Source organism: Pyxidicoccus xibeiensis (assembly GCF_024198175.1).
GTDB lineage: Bacteria > Myxococcota > Myxococcia > Myxococcales > Myxococcaceae > Myxococcus > Myxococcus xibeiensis.
Genome location: NZ_JAJVKV010000032.1, coordinates 1 through 15,902, shown reverse-complemented (window position 1 = coordinate 15,902; position 15,902 = coordinate 1). Strand labels below are relative to the sequence as shown.

Below are 15,902 nucleotides of genomic sequence, written 5' to 3'. Positions count from 1 at the left end.
ATGGCGTTTCGTCACCGGCGGGCCCTGGCGGTGTTCTGGAAGGACTTCCTGGATCTGCGCAAGAACGTAGGCCTGCTGGTCTCCATGGCGGTGCTGCCCACCGTCATGGTGCTGGTGCCCATCGGCGTCGTCTGGTCCTACGTGCGCACGCCCAACCACGCGGACCTGCGCAGCGTGGCGCTCTTCTATGACCCCAGCCTGCCGCTGGGCGCGAGCGCCGCGCGCTTCCTCATCGACAAGACGCTCACCGACTGGTTCGGGATGTTCCTGGTGATGCCGGTGTTCGTCCCCATCCTCATCGCCTCGCAGAGCGTGGCGGGGGAGAAGGAGCGCAGGACGCTGGAGCCCCTGCTGGCATCGCCCGTAACGGCGGCGGAGCTGGTGACGGGCAAGAGCCTGGCGGCGCTGGTGCCCGCGGTGGCGATTACCTGGGTGGCCTTCATCTTCTTCTGCGTGGGCGTGGACATCGTCGCGTGGCCGCTGGTGCAGATGCCGCTGATGCCCAACGCGCTGTGGACGTTCGGCGTCTTCGTGATTGCGCCGCTGTTCGCCTTCTTCGGCAACGGGGTGGCGGTGCTCATCTCCGCGCGGGTGAGCGAGGCGCGCATGGCGCAGCAGCTGTCCGCCCTCGTCGTGCTGCCGCTGGTGGGCATGGTGGGCGGACAGGTGGCCGGCTTCCTCAAGGCGGGGCTGGCCTACTACGCCCTCCAGGGCGCCGTGGTGCTGGTGCTGGACGCCTTCCTCCTGTGGGCCAGCATCCGCCTGCTGGACCGCGAGCGCCTGGTGAGCCGCTGGGGCTGACCTCTTGCGTCCGGTTCCGGGCCGTGGCGGGCCGGCTGGAGGGCGAGCGGCTAGGCAATCGTCAGTGAAACTGGCATCTTACGGGCGGGCAACCGGGCGAAGGCGGGCGCGCTTTCGTCGCGGGTGCCACGTTCTTAAGAGGAGCGGGTGGCGGCACGGGTTGACCGGCTGCCGACGCGGCCACGGAGGCGCTGACTAGCAATGGGTATCTTCGACACCATCAAGGGCGAGGCGAAGCGGAACTTCATCGCCCGGGCGGACACGGCGAAGGGCGAGATCATCTACAAGTATCCGGAGAACAACATCCGGATGCTGACCCAGCTGACCGTCGACGCGGACGAGGTCGCCCTCTTCGTGAAGGACGGCAAGGTGGAGGGCAAGCTCGGGCCCGGCCGCCACACGCTGGACACGAACAACATCCCGTTCCTGTCGCGGCTGCTGGAGAAGTTCACCGGCGGCAACCTCTTCATCTCCGAGGTCTTCTTCGTCTCGGTGCGCGAGTTCGCGGGCGTGAAGTTCGGCGGCCCCATCGGTGACGTGAGGGACCCGGAGACGGGCCTGGGCATCGGCACCATGGTGTACGGCGACTTCTCCATCCGCGTGACGGACCCGGAGAAGCTCGTGGTGGGCCTCGTCGGCATGGGCCGCACGGGCAACGACGAGCTGCTCGGCTGGTTCAAGAACCAGGTCCTCAAGGTGACGCGCGACCGCATCGCCGAGCTGCTGGTGAAGAAGCGCTGGCCCCTGCTCGACGTGACGAGCGGCGCGTACACGGAGGAAATCGAGACCGAGGTCATCGGCGGGCTGAAGCCGCACGTGGACTCCTACGGCCTCACCGTGGTGCGGATGGGCAACTTCCACGTCAGCATCAAGCCGGAGGACGAGGCGACGCTGAAGAAGCTGTCCAAGGACGTGGCGTACTCGCGCCTGGCGGGCGGCTTCCAGCAGTACGCGCAGGGCCAGGCAATGCTCGGCGCGGCCGAGGGCATGGCCAAGGGCGGCGACGGCGGCGGCGGTGCCGGCAACGCGCTGGGTGGCATGGGCATGGGCATGGGCTTCGGCATGGCCCAGCAGTTCATGAACCAGAACCAGCAGCAGCAGCGCCAGCCGGACCCGGCGCCCCAGGCGGCCCCTCCGTCCGACACGCGCAGCCCCGCGCAGCGCCTGAAGGAAATCAAGGAGCTGAAGGACGCGGGCGTGCTCTCCGACGAGGAGTACAACGCCAAGCGCGCGGAGCTGATGAAGCTCCTGTAGTCCCCGCGCTGAGTCACTGAGAAACCACCAGGGCCTCCATCCACCGCGGATGGGGGCCCTGTGCGTTTCAGCGTCCGTCGCCGGTGCCCGCCTGGGGCGTGCCGGGCTTCGGCGCGGCCGGCTGCTGCCCGGCCGGCGGCGGGGTGAACTCCTCCAGGCCCGGGGGAGGGGGCGGCTGGGTGAAGTCCTCCAGGCCCGGGGCCGCGGGGAGGATGGCGTCCTCCACGCCCTCCAGGTTGAGCTTCATGGGCACCTGCAGCGTGGTGCCCAGGCGCAAGAGCAGCACGTCGGGGGAGATGCCCTTCTCGCCAATCGCCTCGGCCACCTCGCGCGCGGACAGCGCGTTGCCCTTGGCCCACAGCCCCTTGAGGAACTCACCGGACTGCGGAGAGCGCCACCACGCCGGGCCGAAGCGGGCCTTGAGCTGCGCCTGGAGCTGCCCCGCCAGGAACCACGCGCGGAAGTTGTCCGCGGACTGGAAGAAGTCCTCCTGGTCCACCAGGTAGCGCGCCACGTCCTCGTCCGTCATCGGGATGTCGTCCGTGCGCGACATCACCTCGCGGTACAGCTCCTTCGGGTCCGCCTCCGCGCGCCGGTGCAGCTCCAGCTGGTACAGCAGGCGCCCCGCCGCGTGGCGGATGAGGTACAGCTTGTGCGCGCTGGAGGCCGCCAGGTACTTCGAGCGCTGCTCGCCCGCGACGCCCGCGTGCTCCTCCAGCCACACCGGGTCCTCCACCAGGTCCGCGAAGAGCGCGGAGTACGCCTTGCTCACCGTGGGGTTGCCCAGCCGCGCCAGCTCGAAGCGCGGCTCCTTCGTGAAGGCCGCGTGCAGCACGTAGCCGAACTCGTGCAGCACCCGCCCCTGGTGCAGCACGCCCGAGCCCGGCTTGAAGGACAGGCGCACGTCGTCCGGCACCCGCACCGCCAGCGCCAGCGGCCGCAAGCGCTTGCGCGGCAAGTCCCGCGAGTCAATCTGCACGTTGCGCAGCTCGCTCAGGTCGATGTTCATCCCCGCCAGCGTGCCGTGTGCCTTGAGCAGCGACTCGCCCTTGGGGAAGGCGTCCTCCACCTCGCGCGAGCGGAACAGCCGGGGGATGTCCGCGCGGGTGATGTCCTTGAAGGCCATGCCCAGCTCGCGCTGGCTCAGCCGCTCCATCACCACCCGGTACGGCGCCTGCGTGGCCTGGAGGATTTCCTCCGCCAGCAGGCTCAGCTTCGCCAGGTCCGCCTGCCGCAGCTCGCCGCCGAAGGCCTCGTAGGAGGAGAAGCCCAGCTCGCGCACCAGCTCCTCCGCGCGCTCCTCGCGCCGGCGCAGCGTCTGGTTGAGCCGCTCCAGCGCCGGCGTGGCCGCCGCGTACATCGCCCGCCGCCGCGTCACCGTCCGCTCGTTGGCGAGCAGCCGCTCCAATTCGCGGTAGTGCAGCTCCTTGCCGTCCACCGTGAAGGTGAGGGACGCCTCCAGGTTGGCCGCCGCGTCGTTGAACTCCGCGAGCGAGCGCGACAGGTACTCCCCCGCGAAGTGCGAGTGCAGCGCGGTGAGCGCGCGCACCTCGCGCGCGTCTGTCGTGAGCTGCCGGAGCCGGTCGATTTTGCGGATGCTCTCGATGCTGAAGAGCCCCTCCATGCCCGCGTACGTCCCCGCGACGTCCACGTGGCGCCCTTCCGTCCAGAAGACCCACACCAGCCGGTGCTGCGCCTCCAGCAGCGCCTCCGCCTGCGTGGACAGGGCCTTCACGTCCGCGCTCAGCCGTTGCTGCTCGGACAGCGGCTCGCGGGAATCCGCCGGTGGACCTTTGGGGCAGGCGCTGATGCAGAAGGCAACAGCGAGCAGCAGGGGAATCCTTGGGTGCATGTGGTGCCTCATGTTACTTGCCCGGAGCCCATGCCCAACCTTTCTCAATGGCGGGCCGCTCGGGGCCGCCAGGCCCTCTACGCCGCCCTGCGGCGCTTCTTCGCCGCCCATGACTACCTGGAGGTGGAGACGCCGCTGCTCATCCCCACCCCCGGCATGGAGCCGCACATCAACGCCTTCGAGGCCGGCTTCATCCCGGAGACGGACGTGGGCCGCGCCCGCACCCTCTACCTCCACACCAGCCCCGAGTACGCGATGAAGCGCCTGCTCGCCGACGGGGCCGGGCCCCTCTTCCAGATCTGCAAGGTGTTCCGCAACGGCGAGGTCTCCCTCACGCACAACCCGGAATTCACGATGCTGGAGTTCTACCGGCCCCGGGCGGACTACCACGCCATCATGGAGGACCTGGAGGGCGCGCTCGCGGAGGCCGGCCGCTCGGCCCCGGAAGGGGAGCCCGGCGCGGACCCGGCCTTCTTCACGCGCACCCCCTACGAGCGGCTGACGGTGCGCGACGCGGTGCTGCGCGCCACGGGCGTGGACATCCGCGTGCACTCGGACGGGCCGTCGCTCAAGCGCGCGGCCGAGGCCGCCGGGGTGCGCACCGGTGACTCGGAGAGCTTCGACGACGTGTTCTTCCACCTGTTCCTGCAAAAGGTGGAAACCGGGTTGGGCTTCGAGCGGCCCACGTTCCTCATCGAGTACCCGGCGTCCATGGCGGCGCTCTCCCGGCTGAAGCCCGGGGACACGGCGGTGGCGGAGCGGGTGGAGCTCTACGCGAAGGGCCTGGAGCTGGCGAACGGGTTTTCCGAGCTGACGGACCCCGTGGAGCAGCGGGCCCGCCTGGTGGAAGAACAGGAACTCAGGCGTCGGCTGGGGCGGTCCGTGTATCCACTGGACGAGCGGTTCCTTGACGCGGTAGGTCGAATGCCGCCCTCGGCGGGAATCGCCGTGGGGCTCGACCGAATCCTGATGTTGCTGCTCGGGGTCCAGCGCATCTCGGACGTCCTCCTGTTCCCCGCCCACGAGTTCGTGTGATTCGACAGCTCCTGCAGACGGCGTTCGCCGGCACGGCGGCGGTGGGACTCACGGGCGTGTTCAGCACCGTGGTGTCGGTGCTGTCGCTGCGGGACGCGAAGGACGCGGACGGCGCGCTGACGCTGTGGGCGCGCTCGGTGCTGGCCTCGGCGGGAGTGCGGCACGAGGCGGTGGGGGTGGAGCACATCCCCGCGGACGGCCACGTCGTCTTCGTGCAGAACCACCAGTCGCACTACGACGCGCTGGTGAACTTCGCGCACATCCACAAGCACACGCGCTACGTGGCCAAGGCCGAGCTCTTCAAGATTCCCGTCTTCGGCGCGGCGATGAAGCTGGCGGGCAACATCCCGGTGGAGCGCACGGGGGGCGCGGGAGACAGGGCCCGCCTGTCCGACGCCGTCAAGGCGCTGCGCGAGCGGGTGAGCGTGCTCTTCTTCGCGGAAGGCACGCGCAGCGAGGACGGGCGGCTGCGGCCGTTCAAGAAGGGGGCCGCGATGCTCGCCATCCAGGCGGGCGTGCCGGTGGTGCCCATGGCCGTGTCGGGGACACGGCTCATCCTTCCCAAGGGAGGCCGGGCGGTGCGGTGGGGCCAGCGCGTGGCGCTGGTGGTGGGCGAGCCCATCCCCACGCAGGGCCTGACGATTCAAGACCGCGACGCGCTCACGCGCCGGCTGGAGGACGCGGTCGCTCAACTCTATGCCGAGGCGTGCAAGCGCTCGGGAGACGTTCCATGAAGAAGCCCGTACAGACCACATCCCAGGCCCACCCGTGGCACGGCATCACGCCCGGGGAGGAAGCCCCTTCCATCGTCACCGCGTACATCGAAATCGTCCCCACGGACGCCGTGAAGTACGAGCTGGACAAGGAGTCCGGCATCCTGAAGCTGGACCGGCCCCAGCGCTTCAGCAGCCAGTGCCCCACGCTCTACGGCTTCATCCCGCAGACGTACTGCGACGAGCTGGTGGCGAAGCGCTGCGCCGAGCGCACGGGGAAGAAGGACATCCTCGGCGACAAGGACCCCATCGACATCTGCGTGCTGACGGAGAAGGTCATCTCCAACGGCAACCTCCTGGTGCGCGCGGTGCCCATCGGCGGCTTCCGGATGGTCGACGGCAACGAGGCGGACGACAAGATCATCGCCGTGCTGGAGTCCGACCTGGTGTACGGCGAGCTGCAGCACATCGCGCAGCTGCCGCGCGCGCTGCTGGACCGGCTCAAGCACTACTTCCTCACCTACAAGCAGATTCCGGGCGAGGGGAAGCGCAGCGTCGAAATCGCCGAGGTCTATGACCAGCCCGAGGCGCTCGAGGTCATCAAGCGCAGCATGAAGGACTACGAGCGGCTCTACGGCCCCAAGTCCAACGTGACGATGAGCCGCGCCCGGCCGGCGCGGGCGGCGCGGAAGGCTCGCGCCAGCTGAGCCGCGCTCAGGGGGCCTTCGCGGCGGGCCTGGCGTACCGGGAGGTGCCCAGCAGGTCCTTCGCGCTGGCCCCCGGCCGCTGCCGCCACGCGGTGACGTGCCGGGCGTCCGGCGCGTCCCGGGTGACGAACTCCACGTCGAAGGTCTCCACGGGGGCCGGCGCGTGGAGCGAGCCGGTGAGCCGGTCCTCCTCCAGGTGGAAGCGCAGCGCCACCGGGAAGGGGAGCACGTTGCGCAGGCGCAGGTCCTTGTAGCCGTACACCACCGTGGCGTCCGAGCCGAGCGGCGCGAAGCGCGTCTCCTCCGTGTAGAGGTCCACCGAGTGCGGGTGCCGCTCCACCACCTGGAGCCCCGCGCGCAGGGCCATCAGGTGGATGAGGCCGGACAGCTGGCAGAGGCCGCCGCCTTCGCTCGCCATCAGCGCGCCGCCCACGAGGTTGCGCCCGTCGACGAAGCCCCGGCGGCGCGAGGGGCTGCCCACCAGCCGCCAGAACGAGAAGAGCCGGCCCGGCGGCACGCGCACGTCCTGCAGCCTTCGGATGGCGAGCGCCAGGTTGTGCCGCTTGCCCTCGAGGTACGAGGAGCGGCCCAGCGACTGCGAGACGGAGACCCGCTCCGGCCACGCCTCCACCGCCGCGGCCGACCCGACACCGACCATGCTCCACCGCGCCCCCGAGCGCACGTCGCGCAGCGCGCGCCGCGTGAGCGCCACCCGCACCCGCACGGGCACGGGCACGAGCGGCCGGAGCAGCTCAGTCCAGCTTCTCAAGCTTCACCAGCTGATAGGAGGCCAGGTGCTTCAGCGGCGTGCGCCCGAGGAGCCGCTCCGCCACCATCAGCGGCGGGCGCAGCGGCTGCGGCAGGCGGTGCACCGGCGCGAGCGCGAGCCCGCGCCGCTCGGCCAGCCGCCAGCGCGTCTCACACAGATGGTGGAGCTCCGCCTCGGACAGCGTGGTGGCCGCGTGCCAGCCCGGGGGCTGGTGGCCCACCAGCTTCCGCCGCAGCGCCACCGGGAAGTCGAACACCATCACCCCGCCCATGCGCAGCACGCGCCAGCACTCGTCCAGCACGAGCTGGATGACGTGGGCCGGCAGGTGCATGAAGACGTGAAGGGAGAAGATGCTGTCGAAGGCGCCGTCGGGCGCGGGGATGCTCCAGGCGGGCGCCTCGTGGATGGGCTTGCCCGGCCACCGCTCCCGCGCGAGCTGCACCATCTTCGGGCTGAAATCGAGCCCCTCGCTCGCCAGGTCCAGGAAGCGCCCCGTGCCACACCCGAGGTCCAGCACCCGCTCGCCCCGCAGCCACCCGCGGAGCACCGGCCGCTCCAGTCCGTCCAGGTAGGCGCCATACGAGTTGCCGAACCGCGCCGCGTCGTACGTGGGCGCGAGGCTGTCGTAGTAGGCAATGACTTCACGGAGTTCCGACAGAAGCGGTTCTCGCTGCGAGTCAGGGCGGGAGGAAGACGGAGCGTCCATGTGGCTCGGGTGACGATACCACGCGGGCCCCATGTGGATGAGGCAGGCGGGCAGGCGCGGTCGTGAGTGTCCGTGCCGCATGGTAAAACATGCCTGCCGCTTCGAGGGAGGGACACCCGGAGCGCGCGCCAGCCCGCCACAGGAACGTCCGTGTCCGTGGCTGCTGGGGAGACATGATGACCATGGCGGGTTCAGGAAGACCAACGGCCTTCACGCTGCACGTCGGCTCGTACGGTGCGGAGGCGCTGCACGTCGGCGCCTTCTCGGGCACGGAGGGGCTGAGCCGCCTGTTCGACTTCCGGGTGGACTTCCACCCCAGGGACGGCGAGCCGCTCCAGGCCGCGGACATGGTGGGCCGGGACGCGCTGCTCACGGTGGAGGTGCGGGACGCCGAGCCCCGGTACGTGCACGGGTACGTCCGCGCGCTGGAGGCGCTGGGGGAGCGCGGCGGGCGCAGGCGCTACCGGGCCTACGTGGCGCCGACGCTGTGGCGGCTGACGCAGGCCAACGGCTGCCGCATCTTCCAGAACAAGTCCGTGCCCGACATCCTCAAGCAGGTGCTGGAGGCGGCGGGCGTGGAGTTCCGCCTGGCGCTGAGCGGCAGCTGTGCCCCGCGCGAGTACTGCGTGCAGTACCGCGAGTCGGACTTCACCTTCCTCAGCCGCCTCATGGAGTGGGAGGGGCTGTCCTACTACTTCGAGCACACCGACGAGGCCCACACGCTGGTGGTGGTGGACGCCCCGTCGGCATACCCGCCGCTGCCCGGGGGCGCCGTGCTGCCCGTGCGCCCGGACGACGGCCGCGCCTACAGCGGCGAGTTCCTCTCCCGCCTGGAGCTGGTGCACCGGCTGCGCCCGGGCGCGGTGCACGTGAAGGACTTCGACTTCGAGAAGCCGGTGCTGGACGTGTCCGGCAAGAAGACCGACCCGAAGGGCCTCGCCGCGCTGGAGCTCTACGACTACCCCGCCGGCCACGCGAGCCCGGGGGCGGGCAAGAACACCGCCCGGGTGCGCATGGAGGCAGCGGGCATGGGCGGCCGCACGCTGGTGGGGCAGAGCATCTCCCCGCGCCTCGTGCCCGGCCACGTGCTGGAGGTGGACACGCCCGAGGACGGCACCTTCGCCGGAGAGTACCTGCTCACGGAGGTGACGCACTCGGGCACGCACCCGGAGACGAACACCGGGAGCGAGTCGCTGCTGGGCCTGTACCGCAACCACTTCCAGCTGCTGCCGCAGGGCACGCCCTTCCGCCCGCGCCAGCTCACGCCGGTGCCGGTGATTCCCGGCCTGCAGACGGCCACGGTGGTGGGCCCCGACGGCGAGGAGCTCCACACCGACGCGCACGGCCGCGTGAAGGTGCAGTTCCACTGGGACCGGGAAGGCAAGCAGGACGACAAGTCGTCGTGCTGGGTGCGCGTGGGGCAGCCGTGGGGCGGCGTGGGCTGGGGCCACGTGTGGCTGCCGCGCATCGGCCAGGAGGTGCTGGTGCGCTTCCTCGAGGGCGACCCGGACCGGCCCCTCATCGCCGGCGCCGTGTACAACGGCACCAACGCCACGCCGTATGCGCTCCCGGACGAGAAGACGAAGTCCACCAACAAGAGCGCGTCCAGTCCCGGCAGCGGCGGCTTCAATGAGGTGCGCATCGAGGATGCCGCGGGCGAGGAGGAGGTCTTCACGCACGCGCAGAAGGACGAGGACCTCGTCACGGAGAACGACAAGGACCAGCAGGTGTTCGGCTTCGAGGACCTGCTGGTGAAGAAGGACCGCAAGCGCACGGTGGAGGGCAACCAGAAGCTGGACGTCCAGCGCGACGACGTGGCCGCCATCGAGGGGAACCAGACGCTCACCGTCCAGGGCAACCGGAGCACGCGCACCGCCGCCAGCCATGACGAGGCGGTGGAGGGCAACCAGACGATGACGGTGGCCAGGGGGCAAAAGCACTTCGTGGCCCAGGGGGCCCTGGAGAGCGTGGGGGCCGCGAAGGCCACCACCATCGGCGCGGCCTACGCGGTGACCGTGGGCCTGGCCTACAACGAGGCCACCGGCGGGCTGCGCAGCACCGAGGTGGGCGGCCTGCACACCGAGTTCGTGCTCGGCTCGAAGCAGCTCACCGTCAGCAAGGACACCCTGCTGAAGGCCGGTGGCGACTCGCAGACGGAGGTCGCCAAGGGCATGACGCTCACCGTGGGCAAGGACCTCACGGAGCAGGTGGGCCGGGACTCGCACCTGGAAATCAAGGACGGGCTGGCGTGGCTCGCCAAGACGTTCGACGTGAAGGCGGACACGCTCTCCATCATCGTGGGCGGCAAGGTCTACCTGCGGGTGGAGAAGTCCGGGAAGGTGCAGTTCTTCGGGAAGACCATCACCCTGGAGGGCACGGACCTGAAGGCGAAGGGCGCGAAGGTCCAGCTGCTGGCGGCGGGCTCGGTGTCCAGCGGCTCCGTGGACAAGGTGAAGATTGACGCCCTGCCGCAGCCGAAGAAGGCGATGGCCTCCGTGGAGATCGCCGTGAAGACGCCGGGGGGCCAGCCGCTGGCGAACCAGGCCTTCGAAATCACCCTCAAGGACGGCACCGTGAAGAAGGGGACGCTCGACGGCAACGGCTGCGCCAAGGTGGAGGAGATGCTCCCCGGCTCCTACGACATCTCCTTCCCTGGCCTGGAAGGCTTCCTCACCGAGGGCTGAGAGGCACACGCGACCATGGCACCGCAGCTGAGAATCACCGCCGGCCGGCCCCTCCAGCTCAGCGTGGCGCAGATGACCGTCTACGTCATCGGTGCGCCCGCTCCGGGGGAAATCAAGGCGAAGCACCCCTTCCAGTTCGTCGAGGCGGCGATGTACCGCGGCATGGACGACTGCACCCTGTGCCTCGTGGAGAAGACGGGCTACGAGGCGGGCGAGGTCAAGCTGACCGACGTGGAGGCGAAGCTCGCGCCCGCGAAGGTCCAGTGGATTACCGAGACGGACACGCTGGCCAAGGCGCTCGGCAAGCTGCCGGAGAACAGCGTGAAGGCCCTGCGCGTCTACAGCCACGGCCTGCCCGGGGAGCTGACGCTGCGCTATGGCTGGGAGGGCAAGGCCAACTATGGGCTGAAGCCCTCCGAGGTCCCCGGGCTGAACAAGAAGGCCTTCACCGCGGACTGCCAGGTGGAGTTCCACTCCTGCAACACCGCCTCGTACTCGGATGATGGAGTGCTGGCGCAGGACCTGGCCACGCACCTGGACTTGCCGGTGAAGGCGTGGACGGGCCGGACGTCCTACCGCGAGGTGAACGACGGGGCGGCGGACGGGGATGCCGGCATCCATGCCTCCGACGCAAGCAAGGGCGGCAGCCGGCTGTTCGGCGGCTACGACACGACGGAACTCTGGCGCCAGTACGGCGAGGGCCGTGTCCCGCGCTTCATCGCGCTCAAGCCGCTGGACAGCTTCGAGAAGCCCTTCGAGCTGCACTCCTCGCTGGCCGGGACGACCGAGGTCGGCGTGGCCAACAACGGCAAGGTGATGGTGACGGTGTCGGACTCGCGGTACCTCACCCACAGCTTCTACGAGGCGACGAACAAGCTCTACATCACCCTGTGCCGCAACGACGGCATCGACGACGACATCGGCACCGCGACATTCGCCGTGGGCAAGACGCAGTCGTATACGTGGTCCGGGCTCAAGGGCGGCTGGTACTACCTGAAGATTGCCAAGGACAACGCGAACGCCTTCGGCGGCTACGAGACGATTCGCGGCACGGTCCGCGTCCAGGTGCAGCGGCCCTAGCGGACCTCCAGCAGCCGCACGCGCTTGTAGATGCGGCGGTCCAGCGGCATGCGGGTGTCGATGAAGCCGAGCGCCTCGTCGAACTCGAAGGTGAACGAGGGAATGGGCGGGCTGATGGAGATGATCAGCTCGAACTGCCACAGGCTGACGATGTGCTCCCGGTTGCCCACGGCCTCGGGAGGTGGAGGGGGCAGCTGCTCGGCGGCGGCCCGCACGTCCTTGATGGCCTCCTTGTCCACCTCCGGCTGGTGACTGGGCTCCACGAGCTGCACGTCCACCAGGCGGCCCTGGCCGTCCTGCACCACGCGGATGACGGCACGGCGGGTGGCGCGGAACTCCTCGCGCATCTGCTTGCGCATCTCGCGGCGCGCCTGGAGCGCGGTGTCTCCCACGACGCTGGCGGGCCTGCGCCGGTTCTCCTCCGGGGTGTCCTTCTTCGCGAACGCACCCGAGGCGCCGTAGTTCTCCGCGCGCTCCAGCCAGATGCGTGAGTACGCACGGCTCCGCTCCATGCCCATGTCGAAGTAGCCCTGCAGGCCATGCTCCTGCACCGAGCGGTCCGCGTCCCACGCCTTCACCAGCGCCTTGCCGAGCTGGCCGAAGTACGGATGCACCAGCCCCCGGTCCACCTTGCCCCGGCCCACGCTCTCCGAGACGAGGTCCTGCACCAGCGCCTGCGCAGAGGGCGGTTGTGGGTCCGGGACTCCCGCGTCCAGGACGGCGACCGCGTCACCCTGGGCCACTGGCGCCGTCACCGCGCGCGCCGCCAGCAGCAGCCGTGAGCCGGGAGCGGGGGCGGGCTCCGCGGTGGGAATGTCCCGTGGAGGGAAGAGGTCCGCTCGGGGTGCCTCCGCGCGCGGCGCGTCGGGGGCGAGCGGTCGGTCCGCTGGAGGGAGTGACAGGTCTGCGCGGGACGCATCGGCGCGCGGCGTGTCACGGGCGAGCGGACGGTCCGGTGGAAGTGGCGGGGCTGCGCGAGGCACATCGGCACGCGGCACGTCGCGGGCGAGCGAACGGTCCGCTGGAGGGGGCACGTCTGCACGAGGCGCATCGGCGCGCGGCACGTCGCGGACCCGCGGTGGGTCCGCTGGCGGGGGCGACAGGTCCGCCCGGGGCGCGGCGGCGGGCGGCCCGTCCATGCTGGCAGGGGACTCGGCGACAGGAGGTGTCGGCGGTTCCGGTCGGGCCTGCGCGACAGCGGGAGGTTGCTCCCTGGGCCGCTCCTTCACGGCACGGGGTGGGGCGGGGGAGGACGGCGCCGGAGGCTTCGGCGCCTCGTGCGGCTTCGCCACCTCGACCTCGACCCATTCCACACTGGACAACGGCGGTGGTGGGGGACGACGCACCGCCGGTGTGGCTCCCTCCACCAAGAACCAGAGGAGGAGTCCATGAGCACCGAGGCTGGCGGCGAGCGCGAGGACGAGTCGTCGAGAGGGAGCCGGCGACATGGGCCCCTGGTTTTAACCTTGCTCCCTCACGGCGCCCGCGAAAGCGCAGGGCAAGGGTAGGAAAGAACACGCTCCCGCGCTTAGGCTCTCCTACACGAAGGAGTACACCCAGGATGTCGACCTCGCTGCTCGCGACGGATGGCTACAAGTTCAGCATGGCGGAGGCGGGCTGGCCCCTGCGCCAGGAGACCTTCTACTACTCGCACCGCAAGGGCGGCCTCCAGGTCATGCCGCTCGACCTGGCCGCCTACGTCAAGGCGCTGCTCCCCGAGCCCCGGCCCGAGGACTACGAGTTCCTCGGCCGCTACGACTACGAGATGGGCGTGGGCTTCAAGGCCGCCATCCTCCGCAAGGACAAGCTCACCGTCCGCGCGATTCCTCGCGGCGCGCTCTTCTACCCCCGCGAGCCCATCCTCACCGTCACCGGCCCCTCCGCGCTCGTGTCCTGGGTGGAGCCGCTGCTGCTCCAGCTCAACTTCCGCGTCCAGGTGGCCACCCAGGCCCTGGCCGACCGCGACGCGGTGGCCCGCTCCCTGGCCACCGTCACCTGCGAGGAGCAGAAGGCCATTGCCCTGGAGACGCTTGACGCCGTCGGCGTGAGGGGCGTGCCCATCACCGTCGACTCGGAGGGATACCTCAAGCGCGTGCGCGCCACGGTGAAGGAGCTGGTGGACATCGTCGAGGACCCCGCCCGCATCTTCGAGGTGGGCCTGCGCGCGGCGACGTGCCAGGAGCAGCACGAGCTGGCGCTGCGTGCCTGCAAGGAGGCCGGCGTCCAGCGCACCAGCAACGTGGAGGGCGCGCGCAAGCTGGGGATGATTCCCGTGGGCACCATGGGCCACGAGCACGTGCAGCGCTACGGCTCGGACGACGCGGCCTTCCGCGCGATGCGCGAGCGGCGGCCCAGCCGCTCCAGCTACCTGCTGGACACCTTCGACACGCTGACCTCCGGCATCCCCGCCGCCTTCCAGCTCATCCGCGAGGACCCGAGCTCGCACGACTCCATCCGCTTCGACTCGGGCAACAAGAAGCTCCAGTACCTGTACGCGGTGACGCGCGCGAGGGACCTGGGCATCCGCCCCGTGCACATCCTCGAGGACGGCCTGGACGCGCAGGCGACCCGCGAGTTCGAGGAGCTCCGCCGGCAGGTGGCGTGGGAGCCGACCGCGCAGTTCTACGGCTACGGTGGCCACATCGTCGCCCGCACCATGGACTGCCCGCTCACGCGAGACAGGGTGGCGGCCATCTACAAGCTGTCGCGCACGGGCTCGCGTCCGGTGATGAAGTTCGGCAACGAGCTGGCCGAGGGCAAGCAGAGCATCCCCGGCACGCCCGTCCTGTTCCGGCGCCGGCATGGCTCGGGGCCCATCGGGCTCGTCGGCCAGGAGGGCGAGCCGGTGCCCGAGGGCTACTTCCCGCTCATGGACAGCCCGGCCGAGGCGCCGTCGCTCGTGGGCTCGCAAGAGGCCGCGGCCGAGGCACGCATCGGCTACACGCCAGCGACGAAGGCGCTCGTGGAGGAGCTCACGCGCCGCCACTTCCCCCAGGGCCGCTGACGCGCTCCGTCCCCATCTTCCTTCCGCCAGGACCCCCTTCGCGAGGACCCCATGCCCCTGCCCATGCCCCGCTTCCACGAGGACGCGCGCGCCGGCCAGCTCCAGCTGGAGCGCGGCGCGGAGGTGGCCGACGAGGCCCGCCGCTACGCCGCCGAGCACCGCGTCCGCCCGGCCCGGGAGGACACGCTGCGCATCGCCGCCTTCGGCATCGACGTGCAGGTGGCCTTCTGCACCCCCGGCGCCAGCCTCTTCGTCCCCGGCGCGGTGGAGGACACGCAGCGCGCGCTGCGCTGGCTCTACTCGCACCTGGACCGGGTGACGGAGCTGGTGTTCTCGCTCGACACGCATCGGGCGTTTCAAATCTTCCACCCGGCCTGGTGGCGTGACGCGGAGGGCCGGCCGCCGCCGCCGCTGTCGGTGATTACCGCGGCGGACGTGCGGGCGGGGCGCTGGCAGGCGACCCGCTTCCCCGAGGAGAGCCTGGCCTACTGCGAGCGGCTGGAGGCGAGCGGGCGGTACGTGCTCACCATCTGGCCCTTCCACGCGCTGCTCGGCGGGCTGAGCCACGCGCTGGTGCCGGCGGTGTACGAGGCGAGCCTGTTCCATGCGCTGGTGCGCGACACGCCGACGCACTTCGAGCTCAAGGGCGAGCACCCGCTCACGGAGAACTACTCCGTGCTGTCGCCCGAGGTGACGGAGGTGAAGGGACAGAAGGTGGGGGAGTTCAACACGCGCCTCTTCGACCACCTCATGTCGTTCGACCGGGTGTATGTCTTTGGACAGGCGAAGTCTCACTGCGTGTTGTCCACGCTGCAGGACCTGCGGCAGCACATCGAGCGGACGGACCGCTCGAAGATGGGACGGGTGTTCATCCTCGAGGATGCGATGAGCCCCGTGCCGGCGCCGCCGCTGGACCCGCTGCCGCCCGCGCTCGACTTCCCCCGCGTGGCGGAGGCTGCGATTCGCGACTTCCGCGCGGCGGGCATGCGCGTGGTCCGCACCACGGACGTGCTCGACGTTTGAGGCGCCGGACCGGCGGGGTGGGAGGCTCCTTTCGCGTCGGCTCCGTGAAGTAGCCTTCCGCCTTGTCTCGGTCGTTGCCGGCAAGGGGGAGACATGTCCCGACAGAATGCGCCCGCGTTTTCGCTGCAGATAGGAGCCCACGGCCCGGAGGCCTTGGGGGTCTCCGGGCTGTCGGGCACGGAGGGGCTGAGCCGGCTGTACGACTTCCGGGTGGACTTCTTCGCGCTGGACGGGGAGCCGCTGGTGGTGGCGGACCTGGTGGGCCAGGACGCGC

14 protein-coding genes are annotated in these 15,902 nt (G+C 70.4%); 10 read left to right on the top strand and 4 right to left on the bottom strand.

The genetic code is table 11. The features are described 5' to 3' along the window. Together LXT23_RS48885 and LXT23_RS48880 are read left to right on the top strand one after the other, a co-directional pair. Positions 1 to 801, top strand: coding sequence for an ABC transporter permease subunit (locus LXT23_RS48885; RefSeq protein ID WP_253987447.1), 801 nt, complete (start codon positions 1 to 3; stop codon positions 799 to 801). A 201-nt stretch (positions 802 to 1,002) separates the two neighbouring features. Beyond that, on the top strand, positions 1,003 to 2,055 hold the full coding sequence (locus tag LXT23_RS48880; RefSeq protein ID WP_253987446.1) for an SPFH domain-containing protein: 1,053 nt from the start codon (positions 1,003 to 1,005) through the stop codon (positions 2,053 to 2,055). Positions 2,056 to 2,122: 67 nt separating this feature from the next. On the opposite strand, the gene LXT23_RS48875 is transcribed toward LXT23_RS48880, so the two are convergent. Then, entirely contained in the window at positions 2,123 to 3,907 is a 1,785-nt protein-coding gene (locus LXT23_RS48875; RefSeq protein ID WP_253987445.1) for a chromosome segregation protein SMC, read from the bottom strand. 30 nt (positions 3,908 to 3,937) lie between these two features. Between LXT23_RS48875 and epmA the strand changes: the two genes are divergently transcribed. The 3 genes from epmA to LXT23_RS48860 are packed head-to-tail and all read left to right on the top strand — an operon-like array spanning position 3,938 to position 6,362. Next, positions 3,938 to 4,942, top strand: coding sequence for an EF-P lysine aminoacylase EpmA (gene epmA, locus LXT23_RS48870; protein WP_253987444.1), 1,005 nt, complete (start codon positions 3,938 to 3,940; stop codon positions 4,940 to 4,942). Then, entirely contained in the window at positions 4,939 to 5,676 is a 738-nt protein-coding gene (locus tag LXT23_RS48865; RefSeq protein ID WP_253987443.1) for a lysophospholipid acyltransferase family protein, read from the top strand. The genes epmA and LXT23_RS48865 overlap by 4 nt, the downstream gene beginning before the upstream one ends. Further along, positions 5,673 to 6,362: an inorganic pyrophosphatase gene (locus tag LXT23_RS48860; RefSeq protein WP_253987442.1), complete on the top strand. Its 690-nt coding sequence runs from the start codon at positions 5,673 to 5,675 to the stop codon at positions 6,360 to 6,362. The genes LXT23_RS48865 and LXT23_RS48860 overlap by 4 nt, the downstream gene beginning before the upstream one ends. A 7-nt stretch (positions 6,363 to 6,369) precedes the next feature. On the opposite strand, the gene LXT23_RS48855 is transcribed toward LXT23_RS48860, so the two are convergent. Beyond that, positions 6,370 to 7,131, bottom strand: coding sequence for a VanW family protein (locus LXT23_RS48855; RefSeq protein WP_253987441.1), 762 nt, complete (start codon positions 7,129 to 7,131; stop codon positions 6,370 to 6,372). Beyond that, a complete protein-coding gene (locus LXT23_RS48850) occupies positions 7,115 to 7,837 on the bottom strand; it encodes a class I SAM-dependent methyltransferase (protein WP_253987440.1) in 723 nt (240 codons plus the stop codon). The genes LXT23_RS48855 and LXT23_RS48850 overlap by 17 nt, the downstream gene beginning before the upstream one ends. A 182-nt stretch (positions 7,838 to 8,019) precedes the next feature. Between LXT23_RS48850 and LXT23_RS48845 the strand changes: the two genes are divergently transcribed. Together LXT23_RS48845 and LXT23_RS48840 are read left to right on the top strand one after the other, a co-directional pair. Further along, positions 8,020 to 10,521 (top strand): type VI secretion system Vgr family protein, encoded by a 2,502-nt coding sequence (locus LXT23_RS48845; RefSeq protein WP_253987439.1) that lies wholly within the window; start codon positions 8,020 to 8,022, stop codon positions 10,519 to 10,521. A gap of 15 nt (positions 10,522 to 10,536) precedes the next feature. Further along, positions 10,537 to 11,601 carry a hypothetical protein gene (locus LXT23_RS48840; protein WP_253987438.1) on the top strand — a complete coding sequence of 355 codons (1,065 nt, stop codon included), beginning with the start codon at positions 10,537 to 10,539 and terminating at the stop codon, positions 11,599 to 11,601. Here LXT23_RS48840 and LXT23_RS48835 read toward each other — a convergent pair. Continuing rightward, the gene (locus LXT23_RS48835) at positions 11,598 to 12,740 is read right to left on the bottom strand and encodes a TonB C-terminal domain-containing protein (RefSeq protein ID WP_253987437.1); all 1,143 of its coding nucleotides are present in this window, start codon (positions 12,738 to 12,740) and stop codon (positions 11,598 to 11,600) included. The two genes, LXT23_RS48840 and LXT23_RS48835, sit on opposite strands and share 4 nt — an antisense overlap. A 422-nt stretch (positions 12,741 to 13,162) precedes the next feature. On the opposite strand from LXT23_RS48835, the gene LXT23_RS48830 reads away from it, so the two are divergent. From LXT23_RS48830 to LXT23_RS48820, 3 genes are all read left to right on the top strand, one after another. Beyond that, complete coding sequence (locus LXT23_RS48830) at positions 13,163 to 14,605, top strand: nicotinate phosphoribosyltransferase (protein ID WP_253987436.1); 1,443 nt, start codon at positions 13,163 to 13,165, stop codon at positions 14,603 to 14,605. Positions 14,606 to 14,656: 51 nt separating this feature from the next. Continuing rightward, complete coding sequence (locus tag LXT23_RS48825; protein WP_253987435.1) at positions 14,657 to 15,628, top strand: cysteine hydrolase family protein; 972 nt, start codon at positions 14,657 to 14,659, stop codon at positions 15,626 to 15,628. A 93-nt stretch (positions 15,629 to 15,721) separates the two neighbouring features. Next, on the top strand, positions 15,722 to 15,902 hold a 181-nt coding region (locus tag LXT23_RS48820; RefSeq protein ID WP_253987434.1), incomplete at its 3' end, for a hypothetical protein.

What these genes read in the sequence shown, in the direction of transcription:
- LXT23_RS48885 (WP_253987447.1), top strand. Translation starts at nt 1, where the DNA reads ATGGCGTTTCGTCACCGGCGGGCCCTGGCGGTGTTCTGGAAGGACTTC.
- LXT23_RS48880 (WP_253987446.1), top strand. Translation starts at nt 1,003, where the DNA reads ATGGGTATCTTCGACACCATCAAGGGCGAGGCGAAGCGGAACTTCATC.
- LXT23_RS48875 (WP_253987445.1), bottom strand. Translation starts at nt 3,907, where the DNA reads ATGCACCCAAGGATTCCCCTGCTGCTCGCTGTTGCCTTCTGCATCAGC.
- epmA (WP_253987444.1), top strand. Translation starts at nt 3,938, where the DNA reads ATGCCCAACCTTTCTCAATGGCGGGCCGCTCGGGGCCGCCAGGCCCTC.
- LXT23_RS48860 (WP_253987442.1), top strand. Translation starts at nt 5,673, where the DNA reads ATGAAGAAGCCCGTACAGACCACATCCCAGGCCCACCCGTGGCACGGC.
- LXT23_RS48850 (WP_253987440.1), bottom strand. Translation starts at nt 7,837, where the DNA reads ATGGACGCTCCGTCTTCCTCCCGCCCTGACTCGCAGCGAGAACCGCTT.
- LXT23_RS48845 (WP_253987439.1), top strand. Translation starts at nt 8,020, where the DNA reads ATGGCGGGTTCAGGAAGACCAACGGCCTTCACGCTGCACGTCGGCTCG.
- LXT23_RS48840 (WP_253987438.1), top strand. Translation starts at nt 10,537, where the DNA reads ATGGCACCGCAGCTGAGAATCACCGCCGGCCGGCCCCTCCAGCTCAGC.
- LXT23_RS48835 (WP_253987437.1), bottom strand. Translation starts at nt 12,740, where the DNA reads ATGGACGGGCCGCCCGCCGCCGCGCCCCGGGCGGACCTGTCGCCCCCG.
- LXT23_RS48830 (WP_253987436.1), top strand. Translation starts at nt 13,163, where the DNA reads ATGTCGACCTCGCTGCTCGCGACGGATGGCTACAAGTTCAGCATGGCG.
- LXT23_RS48825 (WP_253987435.1), top strand. Translation starts at nt 14,657, where the DNA reads ATGCCCCTGCCCATGCCCCGCTTCCACGAGGACGCGCGCGCCGGCCAG.